This is a genomic window from Marinilabilia salmonicolor (genome assembly GCF_003003035.1).
In the GTDB taxonomy this organism is placed as follows: domain Bacteria; phylum Bacteroidota; class Bacteroidia; order Bacteroidales; family Marinilabiliaceae; genus Marinilabilia; species Marinilabilia salmonicolor_A.
The window spans coordinates 1-24,215 of sequence record NZ_PVTS01000006.1; the positions used below are offsets into that span (position 1 = coordinate 1).

Annotated in this window: 24 protein-coding genes; all 24 read right to left on the minus strand. The window is 38.1% G+C overall.

Annotated elements, in window-relative coordinates; translation table 11 throughout:
* Window positions 1-282: hypothetical protein (locus BY457_RS07370; RefSeq protein ID WP_219885148.1), on the minus strand; the 282-nt coding region annotated here is incomplete at its 3' end.
* 61 nt (window positions 283-343) lie between these two features.
* Complete coding sequence (locus BY457_RS07375; RefSeq protein ID WP_106152698.1) at window positions 344-2,179, minus strand: type VI secretion system baseplate subunit TssF; 1,836 nt, start codon at window positions 2,177-2,179, stop codon at window positions 344-346.
* Window positions 2,180-2,191: 12 nt separating this feature from the next.
* Window positions 2,192-2,635 carry a GPW/gp25 family protein gene (locus BY457_RS07380; protein WP_106152699.1) on the minus strand — a complete coding sequence of 148 codons (444 nt, stop codon included), beginning with the start codon at window positions 2,633-2,635 and terminating at the stop codon, window positions 2,192-2,194.
* Window positions 2,636-2,672: 37 nt separating this feature from the next.
* Window positions 2,673-5,144, minus strand: a complete 2,472-nt coding sequence (locus tag BY457_RS07385) for an ATP-dependent Clp protease ATP-binding subunit (protein ID WP_106152700.1) — start codon at window positions 5,142-5,144, stop codon at window positions 2,673-2,675.
* Between the two features lie 456 nt (window positions 5,145-5,600).
* The gene (locus tag BY457_RS07390) at window positions 5,601-6,008 is read right to left on the minus strand and encodes a hypothetical protein (protein ID WP_106152701.1); all 408 of its coding nucleotides are present in this window, start codon (window positions 6,006-6,008) and stop codon (window positions 5,601-5,603) included.
* 7 nt (window positions 6,009-6,015) lie between these two features.
* On the minus strand, window positions 6,016-7,041 hold the full coding sequence (locus BY457_RS07395; protein ID WP_146130959.1) for a hypothetical protein: 1,026 nt from the start codon (window positions 7,039-7,041) through the stop codon (window positions 6,016-6,018).
* Between the two features lie 177 nt (window positions 7,042-7,218).
* Window positions 7,219-7,632, minus strand: a complete 414-nt coding sequence (locus BY457_RS07400) for a hypothetical protein (RefSeq protein ID WP_106152703.1) — start codon at window positions 7,630-7,632, stop codon at window positions 7,219-7,221.
* Between the two features lie 25 nt (window positions 7,633-7,657).
* Window positions 7,658-8,683, minus strand: a complete 1,026-nt coding sequence (locus BY457_RS07405) for a LysM peptidoglycan-binding domain-containing protein (RefSeq protein WP_106152704.1) — start codon at window positions 8,681-8,683, stop codon at window positions 7,658-7,660.
* Between the two features lie 4 nt (window positions 8,684-8,687).
* Window positions 8,688-8,834, minus strand: coding sequence for a type VI secretion system tube protein TssD (gene tssD / locus BY457_RS07410; RefSeq protein ID WP_258176654.1), 147 nt, complete (start codon window positions 8,832-8,834; stop codon window positions 8,688-8,690).
* A 657-nt stretch (window positions 8,835-9,491) separates the two neighbouring features.
* The gene (locus tag BY457_RS07420; protein ID WP_106152706.1) at window positions 9,492-9,788 is read right to left on the minus strand and encodes a hypothetical protein; all 297 of its coding nucleotides are present in this window, start codon (window positions 9,786-9,788) and stop codon (window positions 9,492-9,494) included.
* Between the two features lie 169 nt (window positions 9,789-9,957).
* On the minus strand, window positions 9,958-10,134 hold the full coding sequence (locus BY457_RS19000; RefSeq protein WP_181256430.1) for a hypothetical protein: 177 nt from the start codon (window positions 10,132-10,134) through the stop codon (window positions 9,958-9,960).
* Between the two features lie 12 nt (window positions 10,135-10,146).
* Window positions 10,147-11,148 (minus strand): hypothetical protein, encoded by a 1,002-nt coding sequence (locus BY457_RS07425; RefSeq protein WP_114436478.1) that lies wholly within the window; start codon window positions 11,146-11,148, stop codon window positions 10,147-10,149.
* Between the two features lie 4 nt (window positions 11,149-11,152).
* Window positions 11,153-11,560, minus strand: a complete 408-nt coding sequence (gene tssD / locus BY457_RS07430) for a type VI secretion system tube protein TssD (RefSeq protein WP_106152708.1) — start codon at window positions 11,558-11,560, stop codon at window positions 11,153-11,155.
* Between the two features lie 6 nt (window positions 11,561-11,566).
* Window positions 11,567-11,995 (minus strand): type VI secretion system tube protein TssD, encoded by a 429-nt coding sequence (gene tssD / locus BY457_RS07435; RefSeq protein ID WP_106152709.1) that lies wholly within the window; start codon window positions 11,993-11,995, stop codon window positions 11,567-11,569.
* Between the two features lie 851 nt (window positions 11,996-12,846).
* Window positions 12,847-14,223 carry a DUF5458 family protein gene (locus BY457_RS07440; protein WP_106152710.1) on the minus strand — a complete coding sequence of 459 codons (1,377 nt, stop codon included), beginning with the start codon at window positions 14,221-14,223 and terminating at the stop codon, window positions 12,847-12,849.
* A 58-nt stretch (window positions 14,224-14,281) separates the two neighbouring features.
* Window positions 14,282-14,734: a hypothetical protein gene (locus BY457_RS07445; protein WP_010664693.1), complete on the minus strand. Its 453-nt coding sequence runs from the start codon at window positions 14,732-14,734 to the stop codon at window positions 14,282-14,284.
* 131 nt (window positions 14,735-14,865) lie between these two features.
* On the minus strand, window positions 14,866-15,255 hold the full coding sequence (gene tssD, locus BY457_RS07450; protein ID WP_106152711.1) for a type VI secretion system tube protein TssD: 390 nt from the start codon (window positions 15,253-15,255) through the stop codon (window positions 14,866-14,868).
* A gap of 217 nt (window positions 15,256-15,472) precedes the next feature.
* Complete coding sequence (gene tssR / locus BY457_RS07455) at window positions 15,473-17,914, minus strand: type VI secretion system protein TssR domain-containing protein (protein ID WP_106152712.1); 2,442 nt, start codon at window positions 17,912-17,914, stop codon at window positions 15,473-15,475.
* A gap of 28 nt (window positions 17,915-17,942) precedes the next feature.
* On the minus strand, window positions 17,943-18,830 hold the full coding sequence (locus BY457_RS07460) for a PKD domain-containing protein (RefSeq protein WP_106152713.1): 888 nt from the start codon (window positions 18,828-18,830) through the stop codon (window positions 17,943-17,945).
* A gap of 327 nt (window positions 18,831-19,157) precedes the next feature.
* Complete coding sequence (locus BY457_RS07465) at window positions 19,158-19,661, minus strand: type VI secretion system transmembrane protein TssO (RefSeq protein WP_106152714.1); 504 nt, start codon at window positions 19,659-19,661, stop codon at window positions 19,158-19,160.
* 19 nt (window positions 19,662-19,680) lie between these two features.
* Window positions 19,681-20,169, minus strand: coding sequence for a type VI secretion system TssO (gene tssO, locus BY457_RS07470; protein ID WP_106152715.1), 489 nt, complete (start codon window positions 20,167-20,169; stop codon window positions 19,681-19,683).
* A 358-nt stretch (window positions 20,170-20,527) separates the two neighbouring features.
* Entirely contained in the window at window positions 20,528-21,463 is a 936-nt protein-coding gene (locus BY457_RS07475) for a hypothetical protein (RefSeq protein WP_146130960.1), read from the minus strand.
* 38 nt (window positions 21,464-21,501) lie between these two features.
* Window positions 21,502-22,653: a type VI secretion system membrane-associated complex protein TssK gene (locus tag BY457_RS07480; protein ID WP_106152717.1), complete on the minus strand. Its 1,152-nt coding sequence runs from the start codon at window positions 22,651-22,653 to the stop codon at window positions 21,502-21,504.
* Between the two features lie 3 nt (window positions 22,654-22,656).
* The gene (locus BY457_RS07485; protein WP_106152718.1) at window positions 22,657-23,499 is read right to left on the minus strand and encodes a TssN family type VI secretion system protein; all 843 of its coding nucleotides are present in this window, start codon (window positions 23,497-23,499) and stop codon (window positions 22,657-22,659) included.
* Window positions 23,500-24,215: the final 716 nt, after the last annotated feature.

Here is a 24,215-nt window from a genome sequence, read left to right on the forward strand (position 1 = left end):
ATCCTTCCCCACCACTTCAATATCGGTGATGATGCCACGAAAATCGTTGGTTTCGCCACTTTGGCGATGTTTCATCCTGATGCCAAGGTTTTTTCCAAGCTGATCGTATATTGTTTCGGGTGTCTCAGTCCACACCGTAGGTTTACCGGGACGGTAGTTTACCTCCACCTGAAAAGTATGGTGTCCGCTCATCGTCTGATGGAGTTGCATTTCGGTGTAGTCACATTTTTGACCGTCCACGATAACATCCACCTGGACATTGTTAAGTTCTGATGAATTCATTGAAGTAAAAATTATTTTTTAAGGTTTAGGAATCACATATATCTATAAATATCAAATTCTTCTACTGCACAAAAACCCTGTAATTAAAGTCATCGGGAGAGAAACGTCTCAAATCGGCATGTAATTCTTCTGAAAAATATCCCTTTTCATTATGTGCAAGTTTCTTAGATGCAGAAACATACACATCAATTGTTCGAATGACTCCTTCCCCGGGAATTGTACTTGCGACATATCCACGTTTCACCTCAACTTTCCCTGCAAAATTTCCATAGCGACTGTTACAAAAGTTGATGATATCTTCTTTAGAGTAAACTGAGCCATGCGATGTCAGGGAATATTTATACATAGCTGTTTGCTGAGTGTTATCAGGAGCCATCTGCCCCCCCCTGGTAGTTGAAAGTAACTGGGCCGATCCTCTTTCAATGTCGGAATCCGAAGTATAAAACAACACTTCTGATGCATTAATATCGTTGGCTACAGGTCCGTTGGAAAGCCAATATTCCGGGAATAACATCCGTGAATCCTCAACTTCCTGCTCAAGAATCAGATAGGAGACCACTTCCTGGCTATTATTCTTCACATCTACCTTGTGTTCCAAATGATTTATTTGTTCTAATAAATCAACAGCACTTTCGGCCAGTGTATCTTTTTCAGAACTTGAAAAAGCCACGCTTTCATCATGTAATAAATCGATAAGTCTGACCAGATATTCCCGGGCATCAGCAGAACTGAAGCGTTCGCATCCTCCTCTACGCAAAGAGTAAGTAAAATTGCTTTTGTCCTTTTCATTGTCACGAAGGTTCTCATAGTAATGATTTCCGAAAGAATCGGCAACTGAGTTTACCGCAATAAAAAATTCATTCTCTCCCATCATCAGCGGCACAACTGTTGACATCTCATTTATTGAATACTCTATCCGTTCCCTATACTTATTAGCAATAGGAAAAGCATTGATATTTACCGTCATCTCGTCCATAATATGCTCTTCAAAAAACGGGGGGAACTCAACTTTAAGCCACAATAATGGTTTAGAAGATTGTTGAACTACATCATCGGGAAATAATTCAACAATTTCTCCTGGAAATAATTCGGTGGTATCCTCCCAATGAAGGATTCGTGAATTAATGGTAACAAACCGGTGATAATACTTATTCAAAATATCATCATCAATCATGTTGCACATCTCATATTTATGGGCAAATTGCCCTTTCCGGTCACTTCCCTCATCGGTAAATGAGTACACACCGGTTTTAACATCTAAGGCATTTTTGCCCTGATGCCATTTACAATAGGACAAAAGGCGAAAATATTCTTCTTTTTGTTCGATATATGGAAAATCAAAATAAAAAGAAAGATTTTCAAGCACTCGTATCTCTTTTCCCAGGTCAAGACCAATCCACATTTTCCGTGACAATAAGTGCGATGGTTGCTCAGGCCATGCCACCACATCCCTGGTCATAACATTATCAACGTGGTAATAGCCTTTCTCATTTACAATTGCGGCGACCTTGCCGTTAATTATTTGCGGTGTACAAACAGGTGTAAACCCAAGACGTTTTAGATTTGCTTTCTTTAAGAAGCCGGCATTCTTATAAAAGAACTCAGTTGTTTTATCAATCTGCGATATTCCACTAACTGATCTGACCCGCATAATGGCATGTGCCGGTCGTACAGAAACCATATTAGCCGGAGTCAAAGCACGTGCTACTTTTTCAAGTATCCGGGTTTCTATGTTTTTCATTTCCCCGGAGAGTTTAAAGATCTCACCTGCAAGACCCTCGATCATCAGTTTAACAACGGGATCCAGATTATCGATGTTTTTTATTTCCCAAAGCGCTGCAACACGCTTAAACATCCTGTTCTTAATACTTTCTTTCGAAAAATTTATATCCTGCATGTTTTTCTTTCCTTACTCGTTTGATAATGGCCCCAAATAAAGGGTATAACTAAAACCACATTTCTCTCCTGTTGCCAACAACCTTCCCAACACGTAAATATCCACCCGCTGTCGCACGGCAACGGATTTGCTGAGTCCTTCTTCACGAACCACTTCCCGTAATTTTATAGAAACATCCACATCAACAACCCTCTTTTCATTTTCGACAATAGCTCTGTAAATGAAGTTAGTAAAAGACTCCTCCCATTGGCTACGCGATGCAACACGTTCAAAATCCAGTTCCCAGATCATGGTACCATATGCTTTGTTAAAATAATGCTCACCGGGACAGGTGGTCAGGAGCAACTCCAGATGGTGATCAATGGATTCAAGTAAAGCACATGTAGATAACCGCCCCCCCTCTTCGGTAAAAAAATTACCAAAATGTAAGGGTAAACTGTAATTTTTTGATGCCATAAATAATTATCAAGATTAAATTTTAGATTTCTCAGATTCACGAAACACTCCACACCAGTTCTTCATCTTTATCCAGATTTACTTCAAGTGTATCTCCTTTTTTTAAGCTGCCGCTGATGAGCTTGCGAGACACCGGCCGTCGAATGAAATTTCTGATTACCCCGTTTACCTGACGGGCCCCATACTTTGGTGTAAATCCTTTGTGCGCCAACATTTCCCTGGCCTCATCGCTAAGGACAATACCAATTCCTTTATCTTCGAGGGTGTCGGTAATGGATTTAAAATGAATATCAAATATTTTGAGTAGTATATCGTCTGTAATGGGCGAAAAAGGAAGAATTTCGGACAACCTACCGAGAAACTCGGGTCGGAAATATTGACCCATTACTTCCATCAGTTGAGTTGTAGTGGGATGGTGCCCGGCATCTTTTTGCTCCATAAGCCACTGACTGCCCACATTGGAAGTAAACAAAACAATGGCATTAGAAAAGTCCCCTTCTTTACCCAAACGGTCGTGCAGCTTTCCTTCATCCATTATCTGAAGAAAAATATCGTACACCGAAGCATGAGCTTTCTCTATCTCATCGAACAAAACCACTGAATAGGGTTGCTGACGAATTTTGTTGACCAGCATACCACCTTCTTCGTATCCTACATACCCGGGAGGCGCTCCGTACAGAAGTGCGGCAGAATGTTCTTCTTTAAATTCCGACATATCGAAGCGAATCATCGCTTTCTCGTCGTTAAAAAGTGCTTCAGCCAGAGCTTTTGCCAACTCTGTTTTACCGGTTCCTGTGGGTCCCAGCAAAAAGAAAGAGCCAATGGGCTGACCTGCCCTGTTCATGCCGCTTCGTGACTCCAGAATGGCATCCACAAGTGATTTCAGTGCACTGTCTTGCCCAACAACTCTGCGACGTAGAATATCTTCCATATTCAAAAGACGTTCTTTCTCGCCTGCCTGAATTTTCCCGATAGGAATACCCGTTTTACTGGAAATAACCGCGGCAATTTCATGAACGGTAATCTCTTCCACCCCGTTTCCTGCATAATTTTGAAGTTTTGTAAGCGATTGTTTCAAATAATCAAGCCACTCCACATAAGAATCAAGATCATTGCTATCCTGATTTCCGGTAAGCTCTCCCATCAAAACCGGGCCCAGCAAATTCTGCATGGAAGCGTTTATTAGCCTTAGTTCAGAGAGTTTCTGTGCAGGTTGCTTTTTCTTATTATTCTCAACAAATTCTATTTGCTCCAACAAGTTTTTGATGTTACCCTCAGCCGTTTCATTAATCATTTTCACAGCCGACATGGTGCGGTCTAACAAATCAATGGCAGCATCAGGCAATTTTCTGTCTTTGACGTACCGCTGTGCGAGCCTGACACACTCCGAAATACTGTCTCCGGCCACTTTTATTTTATGAAATTCCTCATATCTTCTCAAAACTGCATCAACCATCCGTGAAGCAGTATCCAAATCAGGTTCGTCGAGTTCAAGAACTTCAAAGCGCCGACTAAAAGCCTGATCCGGTTCCACTATTTTTCGATATTCATCCACAGATGTTGTTCCAATAATTGTCAGGTCGCCTCTGGACAATTCAGGTTTGAGAATACCGGCAGCACCGCTGTTGCCCTGCTTCGGATCGAGCAATACATGAATATCGTCAATAAATAAAATAGCTTTATCCAGTTGTCGGATATCTTTAATAATTCCTTTCAGGCGATCTTCAATCTCCCCCTTGTAGGTAGCTCCGGCCACAAGCGCTCCGGTATCAAGCTCATAAACGGTAGCTCCCAAAAGAAACGAAGGCGCTTTCTCCTCCACAATACCGGAAATCAATCCTTCCACAAGAGCTGTTTTTCCAACCCCCGAATCACCTGTTATCAAAACATTGGGGCGACTGTGACGTCCAAGTATTTCCATCATCATCCGTATCTCACTGTCGCGTTCCACCACAGGAGCCACTCCCCTTTTCTGAATATCGGCATTCCTGTCGATACAATATTTTAAGAGTGATGTCATGGTGCTACCACCAAAACATCCTTCATCCTTATCATTCGTTGAAAAAGAAACATTCACATCCTTATCAGCAATCACCGAATCGTGTATTTCCTGTTCACGCAGAGGGAAACTTTTCAGCTCATCAATGGTGAATCCGATGCCGGGTCTTGCCAGTGCAGTAAGAACACAAACCGGGTTGATTTCCAGAAGTCCCCATTTGAGCCGCACATTGTCTGCTTCTTCAAAAACAGCAGCAATTGATTCGTGAGCATCCACTTCACCATCGGCTTTTCCTTTAGGTAAATCGTCGATTCTTACTTCTGCCCATTCCTCCAGGTAACCGATATCTTTACCCAGGCTGGTAATAAAACCTTTCAGGCCAATGTCTTTATGCAGCAAAGCCTTGAGCAAATGTGCAGGATAATATACTCCATTGCCGTATTCACGGGCAAAGCCTTTGGCTATCTGCACACACGATTTTACCGATTCGTTTAAATTTAAAAAATCCATTTTATCTGATTTTAGGGTTTATCTTAATCCTGCTTTAACATATTATGTACGATTCCAGCCAATCGGTTAAAACCATTTCTCATATTAAAAGGGTTACAGCATAAATAGTACTGCAAGTTTGCACTTGATCCAATATTGGTCGAGTAAATTTTCACGCACATATCGTTTGGAAAAGTAAGGGTCATTTGTGGCAATCACTGATCCGATTTGGATGGAACTGCGTTTGTTTTCAGCTGTTCTGTCGAAGTGCTAACGTCCACAGGTTGATCCGAAATACATGAGCATTCATAACAAAATATTTAAGGGATGAACAATGGCCTGTCAATTCCCAAATTATCAGGCTCATGATAATACGGTTTCCCCAAATCGTCAGGATTAAAGGAGCGCGACGGAAGCTGAAGTGGACGAAACATTTCTTTTAAAATTGTCTTTGGCCCCCAAAATAAACCTTAAACATCAATAGATCTGGTAATAAAGCCATGGTAAGCCTGCCAGTAACATCAATGAAATGAATGCATATAAAGCGACATAAAGTCTCAATAACCTTAATTCCTTTTTAGGTACATCCTTAAATTCATATAAAATTTCTTCACGACGTCCCCTATGCGCTAACAAAAAGAAGTTTATTAAATAAAAAAAAATCATCAGAGGAACTACCCCTATTAATAATTCTAACTTCGATGTTTTTTCCTCCGGCATAGCTGTTCCAAACCAAAGTGCAGAATTAAACACTACACCGGCCACTGTCATTCCCAAGTAAATAGACAACTCCAATAAGGCTGAAAATGTTGCCAGAGAAGTATCTCTATCTTTTCTGAACCACCTTGAATAAACAATAAAAAATAAATATCTATATATTCGCATTCTGAATCTATTTTAGAAGAAATGGTAATTCTACTTTAAGATTATCCGGTTCACAATAATAAGGTCGGTGTAACTCATTAGGATTAAACGGTCGGGATATTATCTGTGGCGGACTAAAAATACTTTTATACAGCATATAAATCGGAATTCCCACAATCCCAACACCGCTCAAAAACAGCGTTGTCGTCACTACTATGTCCAGAAAAGCAAATGTAGCTCTACTATTATCACCATAATAAAGCCCCATACCTAAATCAACACCACTTAAAAAAATGCCTGTACCAAAGAAAAACCTTCCACCATATTTCGAAACATTCTTAACCTTCCTCATATAACCAGCAGATTCTCTCAGCACATCATACTTGCCGGCAAGTCCTCCATTAGCTAACCGGTTATTTACCAAAGCCTCTGAAGTATGTAGCCTTTCAAGGTTCATTCGCACCTTCGTGCCCATATCGAATACTTCGCCGGAAATCATATTAACCTGGTTGGCAGTCTTTAACCACTGACCATCGTTTTCTTTTTCTGGCAAAATACCAGAAGACCCTCTATTGTCGCTATTACACATCTTGAAATCATCAAACAACAATTCACTATTGCCGAAAACATCGTCAAACTCAGCCAATTTCCCCCTAATGATTTCTTCTTTCCCGTTAACATGGTCTCGATATCCAAATCTAAAGCGTTTTCCATCTTCAACCTGGGCTACAATCTCGCAATTATCGGAAAGTTTGAGATACTTTCCATGTCCCATATTGATGGTAGGTTCTCCACCGACATTAATTTTAACCAGTTTATCCATCAAGTCATCACCATCTATCCTGAGGCTTTTAATCTTTTCTTCTAGTGATGCATCCATTACCGGCTGAAAATGCGGAATACAATAATTACTATTCTGAAAATAGCAACTGCCCAATGCAAAAGCATGTAGGGATTGGTACCCGACTCCTGCTACATAGCCTTCGTAGGGAATCCCCATAGCATCAAATACTTCTGCTTTTTCGCGCGAAATTACATAATTGTTCTTTGGCATAATGCTAATACTTTACTCAACGGTTATCGAAACTTATCCCGTTAATTAATATTTCCTCAGCAGAAATAGTCAATGCTGTTGATACACCACCGCCCATTGAGTTGATATGATCATTATATAAATTCAGCGAAAAAAATATAATAGCGAAAAACAAATCATTAACACCTAAAAAATATTTTAAAAATAGCACTTCACCAAACCATACAATACAGCAGAAACAAAAGCTCCAATTACTATTGACAATGAATAAATCATCGCATAATTATATTTAAAATCCTTATGACGTTCAACAATTTTTTCATATCTGTTTTTATAAAAAATAAAGAAGTAATTAACTAAGATAAAGGGAGGTGAAAATGTTACCGCAAATGATAAAAAAGCATCAATCAGATTTCCAGGAAATAATTCAATCTCTAAAATAGGAATTACCAAAATATCGAAATATTTCAACCACAAAGCCACAATAAAAGCATTTAATGTATGCATCCAAGTCATCATCAGGAAAACATTTAGCTTCCATGGTTGCTTCGGGTGATGTTTCCAATATCTTTGTATGGCATCTGCCCAAATTTTATAATAGAGTCTACTCATAAATATCTTCTTTTTTCAGGTAGATTTATAGAATAGATTTTCTAGGTCTTAAATGTTTATTCCTATCCCAATAATAACCATTAATCAATCCATATTTTGGAGCCAAAGATGCACCTATATCCCAACCTAATCTAGCAGAACCATAGATTGCGACAAAAAATCCTATGACAGGAATTTGTGTACCACTATAATAACTTGCTAAGCTAGAAGAAAGTCCAATAGAACCTATAGCTGCATCAGCATAAGTTGTAGCGTGAGAATTTCCACTTAGTATTTCATTATACGCCATACCAGTTGATAATATACTGGCTCCTGTAGATACACGGGCACCAGCTTTTGACACACTATAGGTAGCTTTAACATATTGGTTGCCTTTCCATCCAGAAGCATAATAACCAGGACTAAACTTTCCGCTTTTTGCTAATCGAAATGTTCCATCAATATTACTCGCTACAGCACCTCCCAACCCAACACCACTAACAACATTTCCAAAACCTCCTCTTTGCGATTGGGCATTATCCCCACTATACAATTCAGCACTCAAGCGCTGTTCAAAATTAGCCCTGGCAACAGTAGGCCCAAGAAAAGGATTCCCAGAAACAAAACCCTCACTTTTAGAGTTCTCTGAATGGTTTTCTTTTGCCTCATTCGGCAACTCCAACTCCTCCCCGGCAAAAATCCGGTCACCGCGTCTCTCCCCCTCCCAATCAATCCCAGAATTTGCATCCATAATAGACTGAATTGAGACACCATACTTAGCAGAAATCGAAGTAAGTGTGTCCCCCGTTTTTACTTTATGTTGATATTTTAAACTCATTAAACGCATCTCCGGCGATGTATCAAGATACTGAATAAATCCGTTTTGAAAAAAGCTTTCGTCATCGTGAACTCTTCCAGGGGGATTGTATTTCTGAAAGTGTACCGGGGGTATGGTGAAATTACTTGAATATGCGTACCCTACTCCCTCTACAAATCCATCGTAGCGCATTCCATGGTGCATACATATTTCAAAGTCTTGTTGACTTATATAAACATCGTTGTAATGTGGCATAGTATTAAAAGTTTACCCAATGATTATCAAAACTTCTTCCGTTAATGATTACCTCCTCAGGGGATATGGTAAGTGATGTTGAAACACCACCGCCTATTGAGTTGATTGAACGATTAAAATTTAGACAATAAGCGTTGGAGAAACTGACCATTACACCTTTGATTGAACAAATAAATAATTAAATCATCCCTTTTGGAACATTTTTTTTAATTCAACAACCTCTTCCGGATCTTTTTCAAAAAATTGAACTGAAACCTTATTGGTTCTATATCTTAGATATATTTTTTTTCCAAAAGGATATTTTTCATTAAAAGAAATCGTATAACATATACTCATTTTCCCACTAAAATTAATACCTCCAATCCCCCTTTGAATTGCAATGATACTATTTACAGGAATTACTTCATCTTTTCCTTTTTTTTGGTACTTTACTAAGATAAATCCATTCTCTACTATTACCTTTCTTAGGTTCTGAGATTTAATAGTATTTAATAAAAAAAGGTAACCACAATAAAAACACAACAAAAAAGGAAGTGATAAATAAAGAATAAAAAGTGACTAAAAAGAGGACAAAACAGAGCACGAAGAACAAACCAATGATAACACATATTCGCATGTAAGCTTCCTCTCTATTTGAAACCGGGAGTGTGTTCATTTTTACATATATGCTTTATATGGTTCCCTCAGAAAAGTTCATATTTCACCGATCGTTTTTGACCTTAAAAATCTCCGGCCCAAATAAACATGCATATAATATCAATCACATCAAATATTAGTGATTCTTCCTTCTACATATATAATGCAGTTATTATTTAAAAAAATCGTCAATTATATCATTTTCAGAATTCTCTATGGACAAATGTGCTTCTTTATAAGTTATCCCTCGCGCAGAATATGGGAACGCCCTTTCTTCATGTCTATTTGTCACATAGGTGAAAACAACTTCTGCCACTTCAGCTTCGTCAGATGGAACAGGGTCAACAACTAATTTTACAACTTCAAATTCTTTACGATAGAAATAGTAATTTATATAAATAAGTGAATTATCATAAAACATTACCAAATAATCTTCTTTATCAATAACATCAATCGAAATCTTTTCCAAACTATCTTTTAATGACTGGAGCTTCTTCCTTTCAAATGTTTTATCATGAGTTACTTTTCTTTCGCCTTTCTCATCAAAATACTTCCCATTGGCAAATGCCTTATCATTTGTAAGCAGTACAAAAAGTAATGCAAATACGCTTAAAAGGCAAAGTTTTATATTATTCCAATTAATGACCTATTTTATACTTTCTCAAAATATCATCTATGTTAGCATCGCTCAATGATACTTCCTTAAGAATTTCAACTAATTTCATTTTATCTTTTTTTCTCACTGCTTTGTCAAATTCTTTGAAAAGTCCACTTACGGCTAATCGTTCATTTACTGTCATTCCTGAATAATCCATAATTAAAATATTTTAGAATCCCCAATAGCTACTATAATTTCCTGGTCTGCTCATATATTTCCACATATTCACGTTATTCGGATTTATTATTAATTCTGGAAATCCACCTGGATTTCCATCTAACGGCAATGCTTTTCTAAATAGGGTCATGTCTTTTATTTTTGCACTTCCTTTAATATATCCAGTTCCCCAATTCACATCTGGTAATCCTGCCCATTTTCGATACATACTTTTAGGCAAGAGCTTAGTATTAATTGGTGACCATGACCATCCATTTATTTTGGATGCTCCTCCATAAACTCTATATGCAGGGATATGTATATTTTCAACTGTTGACTTAGCAACTCTCGTAGTAACTTTCGTTCCCGCACCCGCCGTTGAAGCATACCCAAATGTAAAAACTTCAGCAGCACACGTTAAAAATTGTATTCCGGCTTCAAGATAATTTCCATCATACAACGCATCCATCGTACGTGCACTTGATCCTAAGGCTGGCCAATTGTAGATGCTATACCATGGGGTAGCCTCTTCATTTGTGCCAGCCCCATCACAAGGGCAATCAAACAACAACTCACTTTCACCAAAAACATCTTCAAACTCCGCTAACTTCCCACTGATGATTTCTTCTTTCCCGGTAGTATAGTCTCGATATCCAAACCTAAAGCGTTCTCCATCGTCAACTTTGACTACAATCTCGCAATTATCGGAAAGTTTGAGATACTTTCCATGTCCCATATTGATGGTAGGTTCTCCACCGGTATTAATTTTTACCAGTTTATCCATCAAGTCATCACCATCTATCCTGAGACTTTTTATCTTTTCTTCAGGGGATGCATTTATTACCGGCTGAAAATGCGGAATACAATAATTACTATTCTGAAAATAGCAACTGCCCAATGCAAAAGCATGTAGGGACTGGTACCCGACTCCATCTACATAGCCTTCGTAGGGAATCCCCATAGCATCAAATACTTCTGCTTTTTCGCGCGAAATCACATAATTGTTCTTTGGCATAATGCTAATACTTTACCCAACGGTTATCGAAACTTATCCCGTTAATTCGCAGCTCTTCCGGAGAGACAGTCAGAGCAGTTGCTAATCCACCGCCTTCGGTATTTATTACTCGCTGAAACCCTACACAAAAGGCATTAGTAAACTCAATCTTCATAGGTGCGCTGCCGCTTTCTATCCGGAAACCAACGACACCGTTTTTGCTGGTTGTTTTCATTGCCCAGGCATAAATGCTTTCTGGAACAGTCTGAGAGAGGGTAACCTGCATTAGTCCGCCTCGGACTTCATTTTGTGGTTCCCCTTTGTGATCACTCGACTGAGCAAAACCTATATTGAATTGGGAGAGTTCGTACTCTTCGCCATCAATGGTTAACCAAACACTAACTTTGCTATCATTTTGTGGTAAATTAAACATGGCTTTCTAATTTAAATTAACCCATTTTTTCTCCAATGAGACACTTCCAACAGATAATTTTCTTACTTGAAGTTGAACTTTTGTAGTAATGTACCCATTACCCTTTTGTGTATAAGCAACCTCCATTTCAGTACATGCTGCTCCTTCAAAGTATACTTTTTCCAATGGGGTATCATTGGCATCGCAAATTACGATAGCACCATTTTCAAGTTTACCGGATTTAAGCATCCAGCTAATAATTTCATTGGAAGGAATGTTGGGATAAACCAAGTGGATTGTTCCACCCAAAACCTCCGATTGTGGTTTCCCATTTCGATCCATGCCCTGTGCAAACCCATACTCGCACGAGAGCAGTTCGTAGCTGTCGCGATAGAGGCCGTTGATGCTACTGTCTTCGAGCGGCCCTATGCGTAAAAAACATTTGTGTCCAAACATATCTTTAAGTATTAGTATTCTTAAGATTTTTAGATATAAGTATATTAGTCAGTAGTTTGTAGTCAGTAGCCAGTAGTGATTGCTTTTAACTACGACATACCTAAAGGTCTAACAAAATCATATAAATAGAACAATTTAAGACGTTTATGATTTGAGTTAGATAAAAGTAAATTAGTCAGTAGTTTGTAGTCAGTAGTTTGTAGTCAGCAGGCAGTAGTGGGAATCTCTCACACTGACATTCCAAAGATCGAACGAAATCGAATAGACAACACACTTACAAAGGCTTACGATTTGAATTGAATAAAAATACAGACAGAAGGGAATCAGGCAGAAGGCAGAAGAAAACAACCATAGCCCAAAATTCCGGACAATTGAAAAGTCCTGGCAGCCTGATAAGCAAAAATCCAACCCTTCTATTATTCAACCATGAATGAGTCTTTTGTTACTTAAACAACATAAGACAATTAATACAGCTCTGATATTATGTGGTTTAACAAACAGTACCCTTTAAAATAAATGCTTGATTTCAAACAAGCTGAAAAAGCACAACGGGGAGCCATTATCATCAATAAAAACTAAAATTCAACGCCTTAAACCATTCCTAAACAGCCAAAACATCATTCAAAAAAAGACAAGTCTTCGACACGGACAGTCCCAAAGTATTTCTTTGTTGACGTCACAATTGCTTCTCCAAAAAATTTAGATGATAAAACTTTGCACTTAATCTTATTCACATGCAAAGTTCTGTAAAGGACTCCGGCCCGGGATGTTTACACTCAGAACAGCCAGAGACTTTTACAAAACGGCCCTTGATAATCAATAAGTTCACGTAACAAGCAAAATACAAGGTATCAGGCCTGCTCATAATCCGAGTTCCACTCTGCACCATCATCTCCTTTAATCCCATCGAGTTTAATCACAAAACTCTTGGCCGGGAAATAAGGAGTCAGATGAATATCCAGGAAAATACGGTCTTTCTGGTTTGGATCCTGTTCAAAGCGTTTAATTTTAAACTTTTCAATCAATCGGTCAGGCCCCTGTACACTGTCCAGAAACTTAACAATCTGTCCACGCAGGTCACGCTCCGTTTTGGAGCTCCAGTTTTCAAAAGAGCGACGATTTAAGAAATCAAACAATACTTTTGTAATGTAATCGAACACCCGAACCACAGAATAAGTCTGGAGGCCAAGGTTATCGCCGTTAAATAAAGTCTTTGCAGAAAAGGCCATCACTTTTCCATATTCATTTACCATGGGAATAAGCCCCATTTTTTCGAGTTGGGATATTTCACTCTTTTTCAAGGGAAATACCACACCATCAACTTCGTTGATGCTACCGAATTTCTTACCGGCAGTAACCTGCGACATTAATGTCTGATAAACCTTCCCGGCCAATGCGGCAGAAGGTGAAACATGCAGATCGTCCTCTTCACCCAGTTCCTGGTATTTTGATCGTCCTACCAGCCAGTTGCAGGACATGGTGGTGTTACATTTAAAGGTATCACCTCCGGCCAGATTGGAGGCAAAAAACATCTCAACAACATCATCCGGCTTATCCAGATCGGCAAAATCGGTAAACAACATAGCCTTATTGTCATGTGCAATTTTCGACCATTTCTCAACCACTTTATTGGACCCAAAATACCCTGGAACCGCCAGAATAGAGTAGCTCATTCTCAGATCAAGTTTATCAAAGTTTTGCTTCAACTCATTGGCCACAAAATCGATAAACCGGGTATTGTCAAGATCAGTAATCTGCTCTTCCGATGCATTCACAATGGTCAGGTTGGGCACCTTATCGACCTCTGTATTTCTATAAAAAAGCATTACCCCACGATAAGCCTTTTCCAGATCACGCACAGCATTTACAGCGGTAAGCTGCGATTGGGCAAGTTTTTGAGTAACAACCTCAGATTTCTCCTGGCAAGCTTCAATCATGTCGTTGATACTCTCAGAGTCCTTCAACATTTCAATCCAGAGCCCAATCTTACTATTAAGACTGTCTCTCTCAACTTTTTTCTGACTATCTGTTAAAAATATACGTTTCCGGGCCTTTCTTTCAGGATTCAGGTTTTGAATACCATCAACAGAAGATTCCAAAAAATTAAAACCTCCATATTTGGCCAGATTATTTATAGATTCCTCAAATCGTGATTGCTTACCATTTCCCTGGACTTTACCGACGGCAGCTTCAGCGGTTTGAGCAGCTTTTGCAGTTGTTTCAGCCATTGTACTGTGATTTAAAACATTAATAATTTCAAGATTTCAATGAATCGTTGGAAAGCCTCTATTTCTCTGCATCCAGTTCTTTTTTCAACTCTTCAAGGGCAGCAATTAAAGCCTGTCTCGATTCTTCATTTTGGAGGGCTCTTTGCAAAACTTTATTGGTGCGAAGTTGCTTCATAAAGCTTGCATAGAAGTTCTTCTTTTCGTTCAGATCATTCAGAAATTTACTCTGAACAGTCAGGTTCTTCAGGTTAAAGTCTCCAACATTTGAAAACTTAAAATTTTCCTTCACGGGTTGTCCTGTTTCATCCTGAAACTCAACATCCACATTGGGCTTAAAATGATCAAAGACATCCTCCACGGAAGTAAGGCCTTCAGCTTTTTCAGGATTTACTGGGTCATCCGAAGTAAGCTTCTCAACAAGAAGCGTTCTGTTTTGTGGAATATCCGCAATACCTTCCCCTCCTTCAATCTTCACTTCATTTCCACCTATTTCATAATCAAGAATTGCCATCTCAATTTTTTTTATAAGATTTGTAACACATTAAATTAAAACGAGGGAGGTGCCGGAAGCTAAATCAGTTTCAGCGCGCAAGCTTTATTCTGAAAAAGTTTCCGGCTGCCTTCCTCTTCACAGTACTATCTTTACTGAGGCCAGTTCTGCTCAAATTCAGCACCACCAATTTTCAACACCTGCGCAGAGACTTCAAATGTCGTTGACATAGGAGAAGTTCCACTAATGTCGATACCTTCTTCGAAAGAAGTGATGTAACCATTTTCCCACATCAATTCTTTCATTTTGGATTCTTCATCGCCTTTTTTGAAGATAACGCTGCCAGAAACCGGCTTGAACTGGTTTACCATTTGTTCAAGAATAGAGGTGTCATCAGTAGATTCAACACGAACGCGAACTTTTCCACCATAGATGTTAGACGCGGGACGTCCTTTAACATCAACATCTCTTTCCAGTTTGTAGTTACAGTCCAGGACATCAAACTCTTTGCCTCCCAGACTTAAAGTTGCTCTAAAAGCCATAAGTAAAAATTTAAATAATTAAACAATAAAAAAACATCTCTGCGCAGAGATAAAAAGTAAACTTCAAAGTATTTCAAATAACATACATAATATTGGTATTCAACTCAATACAGATCAAGCCATTCACTTCCAAAGCTATGCCGCAAATGATTTCGGAAAACAGTATGTATTTTGCAAAAGCACTGGCCCTTTGAAAAGCCAGCAAGCCTCATTAATATCACAACATACTCTCCTCCGTGACCCAGTAATAATTTTGCCCAAGAGAACCAAAGCGTTCAAAATCGGAAGATTCATATAAATCTTTTTGGTCCTCAAAATAGCTGATCATCTCATCCAGTTTTTTATCAGAAAGCACATTCTTATCCATTAAATCACGTATCCTGACCTGATATAAAAATTCCCACTGTACAGGCATGCCGGTACTCATCTCTACCGCATACCCGATACTGAGATTCTGAACATTCGGTGCCAGTGAAGATTTAACTTTTCCATGCAACAATCTTCGTGTAAGCAGTTCTTTCAGATAGACCCGAACCTTTACGTTGGAATGATAAACAGGAAGAGAATTGGATTCATTTGCAGATTCCTGATCATTCACAGGCAGTGAAAACATTTCCGCTCCGGATTCAAGACGTGCGGGTGATTGAGAGGTCACTCGGAAGCGCGTCAGGTCATCATAAAAGCCCTGTAAATCGTCATATTCCTGCTGATTCAGTAAAAGAACAAAACCAAGATCTTCTTTAGAAACTTTTATTTCCTGAGGTTTAATCCAAATGGGATTAACTGCCTTAAAGTTTTGTGCCAATTCTTCTTTAAACAAGTCAGGTGACGTCAAATCAAAACGTTTGAGAAAATCTGGATCACACCGGTTCTTGCTATTTCCCAAATCCCGGAAAGCATCCTTATAGCTATCGATTAGAGTCTGATTATCAAACTTAACTTCAGAAATAAAAGAGTCCAATGAAGCAGCAAACATATCCAGCGACAACATTTTTTCTTTTTCAGGAAAGACAATGGCTCCCTGAGTCATACTCTGCTCGGGGTAATCGAGCCGGAAATAGTTTTTCTGACTTTCGGTAAAAAGATTTTCAGGACAAAATTGACTGGCATCCACAATAAGCTCTTTCTTATTGTCAGAGACCTGATCGGCATACTTCTCAATAATTTCAGTAAGTTGCAGGGAAAAATTGTTATACCTGTTTGCTCCACCACTATAAATTTGGTTACAAAACAATCGGCAATTATTATCCCCCAGTTGTTTTATCAATGAAGCATAAGACTGATTGTAATATTGCCCGTTTTCTCCTATAAGAACAATGATATTGGTAGCCTCCGGATCCTGACCTGCCATTTTTACCGCTTCTCTCAAACCGCTCCATGCATTACTACTGGTAATAGGAGAATAATCATTCAATAGCAATAATCTGTCAGAGGCAAAATTGAATATCCCTGTGTAATCATCCAGCAGACCATAGCTATCAACCTTTAAATCATCTCCCTTTATCATTGCCATAACCGCTCCAAACCGGTATTTAAAGTCGGTCGTATCGTTCGCAAAAAGCATCTGCAGATTTTGGACAGTATTTACCAGGGAAGGAAACTGTTGCATTGTGTTATGTGCGACTTCGAAAACAAAAATCACATTGATATCGTGCAGTTTCCGCTCAATCTCTTTATATTCAGGATAATAAACAGGATTACCATTAACATTTAAAATAAAATTATCTGATCGGTCGATTACCGGACAAGGATATCCGGTTTTAATCACGAAATAGTCTCCTAACTTTGATTTCTCATAAACCGGTTGATAGGTCGAGACTCCGGGACGATTCCCGAAAAGCTCTTTTTGAGCACTTGGGCTATCCAGGATGCAAAAGAGTCGCTCCCCCACATTTTGAATGAGGGAAACGCTTGTCCACCCGGCGGTAATCTCCTCAATTTCATCAGCCGATATCTCCGGCTTATTGGTAACAAATACTTTCTTTTGATCCACAGACTTTTGCATCACATAAACAACCTCATGAAATCCGATGGCTCCCACAGATTTCTTAAGATTTTGATTTGCAAATAAAAGCACGGAATCATTCCGAATCAGTTTAGAAGCATTGGTAAGAGAAAAAGTATCAGTAATGGCAGTAATCGTCTTGTTTTTAAAACCAGAATAAGAATTCGTAAAGGAAGATGAAGAGAGAATCATTTTGGATTGGTGAATCCATCCCATAAACTCCGCTTTTTTTCGATCCGGTTTTCGACCCCTGACAATCTCGGGATTGTATTTGATCAGCTTGAGAAACTCACCTCTTTGACCGATAACATAGAAAGGTTCCAGCAAAGAAATATCTTCCTTTTTCTCCAACTTTTGTGGCCGGGTCACGGTATGATTAGACAAATTTGCTGAATAGACAACCCAGGGATCATTACTCTTACCACTCTGGGGCTCCACCTGATGTCTTCCGTAAAAATTGTGCGAATATTGCCGGGGATAAGACTTTATCCATGTTAATCTGTTCACCGGAGCACAAGATCCCATAGCAAGCAGAAGAAACAATAATGAAATTCCGGGACGAATTGTTCCTTGTCCTGAAAAAGGACAATTTCTCCGGAGAATCTTTAAAAGTGCAATTCCTTTATGATAATGATTTTGTTTGGGTTGGGTCATAATTTATTGATTAAACCGAAATTAAATGCTAACTATCCAGTTGAAAAACAAAAATTTTACTGATTTTCTTCTCTTCTTTATCTGATAACTCCACAGAAACTTTTTCAATAATAGTATTGTTGTTTCGTCCAACAATCCGCAATCCCTGGCAATAGGAATAAAAATCGTTGTAACGCTCATTATTAACAATAACTATCTTATCCGGATTATTGTCCAGATATTCATGAAGAATATAATTGTAGTTAATGTTAAAGGACTTACCATCTACAATATTTTGAAGTTTCTCTTTGATTTCTCTACAAATTCCGGCCAATACATCGTTGGTGTCGTCTTCATGATATTTGGGCAGAATTTCTATCTGATGCCTGACAGGATATTTAGTTTTCTCAGTGTTAATCATCACCTCATAAACACCCGGTTCGGAATAGGAATAAACAGCACTTTTGGAGCGGGCATCAACTATTCCGGTTTTTCCAAATTCCCATCTCCATTGTTCTGCATCTCCAATCCCTTCAAACAAAATCAATTCACCTTCAAAGGCAACATGAGGTGCATGAATGGAAACCATTTGATTTTCCTTCTCCTGAAATCCGGGTTTTACCGTGATAAAAAAATAATTTTCCATCTTTTTGTTAACAGTCAGCCTAACTTTATATCTACCGGGATCCTGAAACATATATCTCACTTGTTGCTTCGAAGAAGAATTCCCATCTCCGAATTCCCACAACCATTCCTGAGCATTATAGGTACTATCGGAAAATATAATGACTTCCCCCTGATCCACCATCGTCTTTGATGCATCAGCTTCTATAATATTCTGGGGCGCAAACACCCGAAGAATAAAGATAAACAGCACCACCGTGGCTATTACACCGGACACAATCCAAAACACGAATGTATTGTGCGTATTTTTCATTCGTTTAAAATTTTGTAATTATCTGATATAAAACTAATTAAAAATTTGAGAACGAATGTAACCGCTTCGCTCTCGCATAATATTTTTTAAACATGTTCTCTTGTGATTTATATTTAAAAAATATCATGCTCTTTTCATCCGTATAAAATTTATTAATTAAGGTCGGATGGAACTCATCCTGATAAATCGGGACTCATTACATCCTTTCCATTTATTGGTACTTCGATTAAGAAACTGTTTTAAGTTTTATCCTTTAAGATGTTTTCGAGTATTGAACTCTCATCCTTCAAAAACATCTGCCAAAAACAAAATTTAAACAGTATCTGACTAATTTTTCTTGTGTTTCTGCAGTCCCATTTCACAATCCTGAAGATTGATGGTAAAATCTCTTAAGTTTTCTTTTTGACACCAAAGTTCTTTCCTGTCCGTCAACCACATATCGTACAAAGTGGAAATCTGTTCAAACATTTTATATCTTCTGTCCCAACTGTTCTTTAAGTAGATTCCCTTCAGATCGTTTAACTCATACCTTATGTCGTTCTCCTCATAACTGGCATAAACATTCGGTTTGAACTTTTTTATACCGTTGTATAAGGTATCACATTGAAGGGCTGCCATCGTTTGCAGTTCTCGAAAGCTTTCAATTCTTTCCATTCTGGTAACCAGTTTTTCCTTTCTTCCGAATACTCTCGAACTGCTATTGTTCTTGAGAAAGAAAAAACAGGTAATACTAAAAAGCGCAATAAAACAAACTGAAACATAAACCAATGCAATGCGCTTCTCTCTTTGATTAACATAATTTCCTGACACTTTTCTTTTATTTTCATCCATGGCGTTCAGCTGTTTTTAACTATTGGTTTTCAGTATCGTACAAGCTTGCATTCTTGTTTGACTCAATACATCTGATTAAATCCTCTTTAACCATTCTTAGTTGTGTTGAAACACTCCTAACCGAGTCCTTCACTCTTAAAAAATCGGAAAGCTGGGAAACCATCATCAAATGCAATCTGACATTTTCATCATCAGTGTTTTCCAAAAACCTTTGAAGCGTTAATTTTTTTCGGCTCACCACATCCAGTAACAGACCCTCATTAAGATTTTTATTTCTGCCCATTAAAGAGAGCTGATCAATCAATGAATCAACTTTTGTAACAGCCTCCAACTGAACCGATCGGATGGCATCATACTCTCTTGTTTTCAAGGCAATATTTTTATACTCTGCATCTGCAGTTCTGAAAAAGAAGAACATTGACAAAACAGAGATAAATACAGTCACGACCAGAAAAACGGCAAACTTCAGGTAGGAAGCGACGATCTCCTTGTGATTTTGTGCTCTCATCAATTTTATATTTTCGAATTAGTTTCTGTCCATAAAGTACCACTTTTGTCCCCGAAGGATCGGGCCAGGCTGTTACGCTTGCCCCAAAATTCTCATTTATGATTAGTAAACTCCATTTTTGGCGGCTTCACAAACCTAGCAATTGGCCCCTTCTAACTAGTAACATGACTAAAAACAAATTTTGCTCAGTTTATAGACAGACTAATTAGTGTCTGCAAGAAAACCCCTGGTTTTGGTTGTGCTTAATAAGAAAGCGTCAATTGCAAGGCGGGCGATGACTTAAAACAGAAGTTTACTTTTCGTAAATGACTGTTTTGAAAGCAATCCCAACGCAGCAATTGGGGTTTTCTTACATGCACTAATTAACCATAACAGTGTTGATACCTAAGAAATTATTATTAACCCTTCTTTCATTCCGCCCCAAAATAAATCTGTTGGATTCAGGACTCATTCTATATTTCAAATCAATATGCTTATTGGCCGAAAACAGGTTGTCTGATAAACAGTTGATAATCTTTAAATCAACACCTCCAGGCAAGAAATTTTGCATACTGTCAGCATCAACTGGTCCAATCAAAACTTCAATGTCCTGTAACCCCTCTTCACAATATCCTTTCAATACAAAGTTTTGTCCCAAATGCACCTTCCCTAGACCCCCGGTATTTATCGCAATCTGTGGTTTTTTCCGATTCCGGGCAATGCCTATCTCAATATCCACACCGGTAATAAGAGAGATTACATCAGCGATTTTCAGAAAGCTGTTACGAATCGATGAAAAGAACGGAACCATTTTTAGGAATAATACAGCTTTGTGCAGGGGAATCTCACTCAAAACCGGCCAATATTCGGAAAATACTTCAACAAAATTCCGTCGATGACTTTTCTTATCATAATACAATTCCAGTCGATGCGTCAATACAGATGTGCGATCACATTCAACCTCAAAGAGGCAAAAAAACCTCCTGGCAAAAAATTCCTCTTCACGGTGCTTGTTAAACTCCTGCAAGACCTGCTGTTTTGACTTACCAGGATTGTGTTGAGCGTTTTTATGGAAAATTCCTTCAGGCAACCCGTCATAAATTCCACGTCTGTTAACACCTATTTCAACATACTTTTCGTTAAATCCACCCCCCAGCTGCTTCAGATTAACCTCACTAATATCTTTTGAGAAGCCTCGTTTAGCACCCCCTTTGCGCAGGAAAATAAACTGGTCGAAACGAAATCCCTGGTCAATTAGTAATGCAGCAATCACTTCCGGTTTAAAATCAGCTCCGGACTTGTTAATATTCTGCAATAACTTTATTTTTTTCAGGTTAGGTGTCATCACAATATTTAATCAAGAAAAGTATAACCGGTTTTAGACTCTTTTCCAGTCATTTGTATTCTTTCCGAAACAACAATATTCTCTTTATGCTTGCCAATAAATTCCAATTGACTGAGTTTACCCCACAATTCGCTAAGTACTCTTAAGAAAACTTCGACCTGCAACATTACGGTTCTAAGATTTTCAGGATCATAATCAAGATCAACCATATCTGTAAGGATCTCCTCAAAAGACCCGGGAGTAACATCACTCCACTCATAGAAATATTTAAGTAACTCCTCTTTGTCAGATTCTTTAAAGAAGCTTAGAGAGACATAAAGTGTATGTGCCAGGGATGAAAAGTAATTTACAGTTTTAAGAGGGGCCTCTTTGAGCCCGTTATTCTTAAAATCGAAATAAATACCTGAACTAAAACGCAATACTTCCTTACAAACAAGACCAATATTATAAGCTAAAACCTGCTCTCTGCCGGAATTGTAAATCTTTGACAGAATTGTTTTAGAGTTTCGAATGAGACTATGCAATAAATCACTAAACTGATGGTAATAACTTTTCAGTGCTTCATTTACTCCCATTGTAATGCAAGCAGGAATGTAATTATGATCTATTTCATAATGTTGAGAACTCTTCCGGATCCGTCCGATAATTAGCGAATGACCTTTAATCTTCATTTCAGAACCAAAGGAAGGAGCAATGGCAAGAGAATACGAAAAATCAACATCAGGCTGACGAGGCGGAGTCTCCATCGGGTCAAGTTCTCCTGCTGGGGAACGCTTAAACGGCTCGGCAGTCAGAATGATATTCCAGAACTGTATTTTAGAGGGATATTTATTCTCTTCCTTGCCACCTTTAAAACCAGCATTCAATTTGTATCCGTCTGCTTCTGAATTATATTTCAACAAAATACCGGATGGAGTAATCGCATTACAGAATAAGACTTCAATATTTATACTATCATCAGCCTTGCCAGAAATCCTGATCATTTGCTCCAAATCGAAACCGGAAGACGGTATGAAACCATATACACCAGGCAACAAACTAAGCTTAAAAGCATTGCTTATATAATTCAGGAAGAAATCTTCTGTCTGTCGAAAATGCAGTGCAGACACATTCATGCAATCCTGCCAGTTTACCAGTTTATTATTAGGGGTATTTTCCATAAGTTATTGCTGATCAATTTTAAACAATTCAACCCTCTTGGCCACGATTTTATACTTTTCTCCTATCTTATTGTCTTTGAAAGTCTTCTCATAATCGATGTAATTCCTTGATTTAAAGAATGATTCCTTGACATAAAATATCCATCCCTCATCACTGTTCCCAGTCTGATAAACAATTGGTTCAGTGGGAGATTTCAAATTATAATCCATCAAAACCTGCTTGAACCACATTCCAAAAGGAATATCTTCAGGAGCTTTTGCATTAATCGTTATTGGGCCTGAATCACTCTGTTTTTTAAAAAGTTCCAATTGAATGACCTGCAGCTTATTATAATCGATGTAATCATGTCCCTCAAACTTTTCACTTTTGGTGTAATCCCAAACCTTATGAATCTCTGCAGGAATGCCGAGAAATGACAAAAATGTTTTCTTAAACAATGATGGCAGAACAAATAATATTAAGGAAGTAGAAGCCCAAAAGCCGTAGTCCAATTCATTAAAAATGTTGAACATGAAGCCATAGGCAATCATTCCAACGAACAAAAGAAGACTCAGAAGTATGATCTCAAACAAAAATCCCGGTTCGGATTTCTTCACCCATTTAACCACAGGTAGAGCAATCAAACCAAAAATAAAATAGATTAAGGCTGATGAAATATACCCAAAAGGCATAAAATCATAATCCAGCAGCCCTAACAATGAGGGAACACAGAGCAATATCAAACAAAGAAGAAAGAATAAGATTAACCTCTTGTTTTTTAAAAGATTATTCTTTTTGGCTACTATGACACCAACAAAAATCAAAAGAATTCCTATTAATGGATATAAGATATATTTTATTAACATAGTATTTTACAAATTTCTTTCTGAGAGTTGATTTGATGACAACAAAAACATTGGAACATCCTCTCTTAATGACGTCTAATACTTACTTAAAACACGGCCTGTATTCCTCCTGATTTTAAAAGAATAAAGAGTAGATGCGGAAGAAAATCAACCCCATACCCTCCATACAAACTCCCAACAACTTAAATATTTTTATGCTAAACCTCTTTCATGAAAACCTGCCAGGCCCTAAAAACAGATTAAAAGAGTTTTGTCTAAGTAAACTTAGTTCTTTCCTGAAAATCAATAAATGAATCCGGATTCCGACACTTCTTTATTCAAAATTCAAGAAGGATCAATTCTCCCCCAAAAAAGAGCGCATACCTCCTTCCCGGAATCAAACGAAAAGAATAAACAGTTCTGAATTCAGTGATATCGGTGATTCTTGAACACAGAAATACTCATTCCATTCAATTGATTATGAAGGAGTGAATTGTTTGGAACAATTTAAATAATGAAAAAATGACTGGATAGAATCTGAGAAAAGCAGATGCTTGAATTGTGTCCTTTGCATTTGGGTTAGTTTTATTTGGGATTAGTAATTAAAATCTTGAGCAAAAATATTGCGGACTATTTTAAATGTCAAGTGGAATTATTAAAAAAACCAGAATTATTTCTCTTTGCACCACCTTGAAAGGTACCTTATTAACCTCGAAATCAACAAACTGAATTTACCC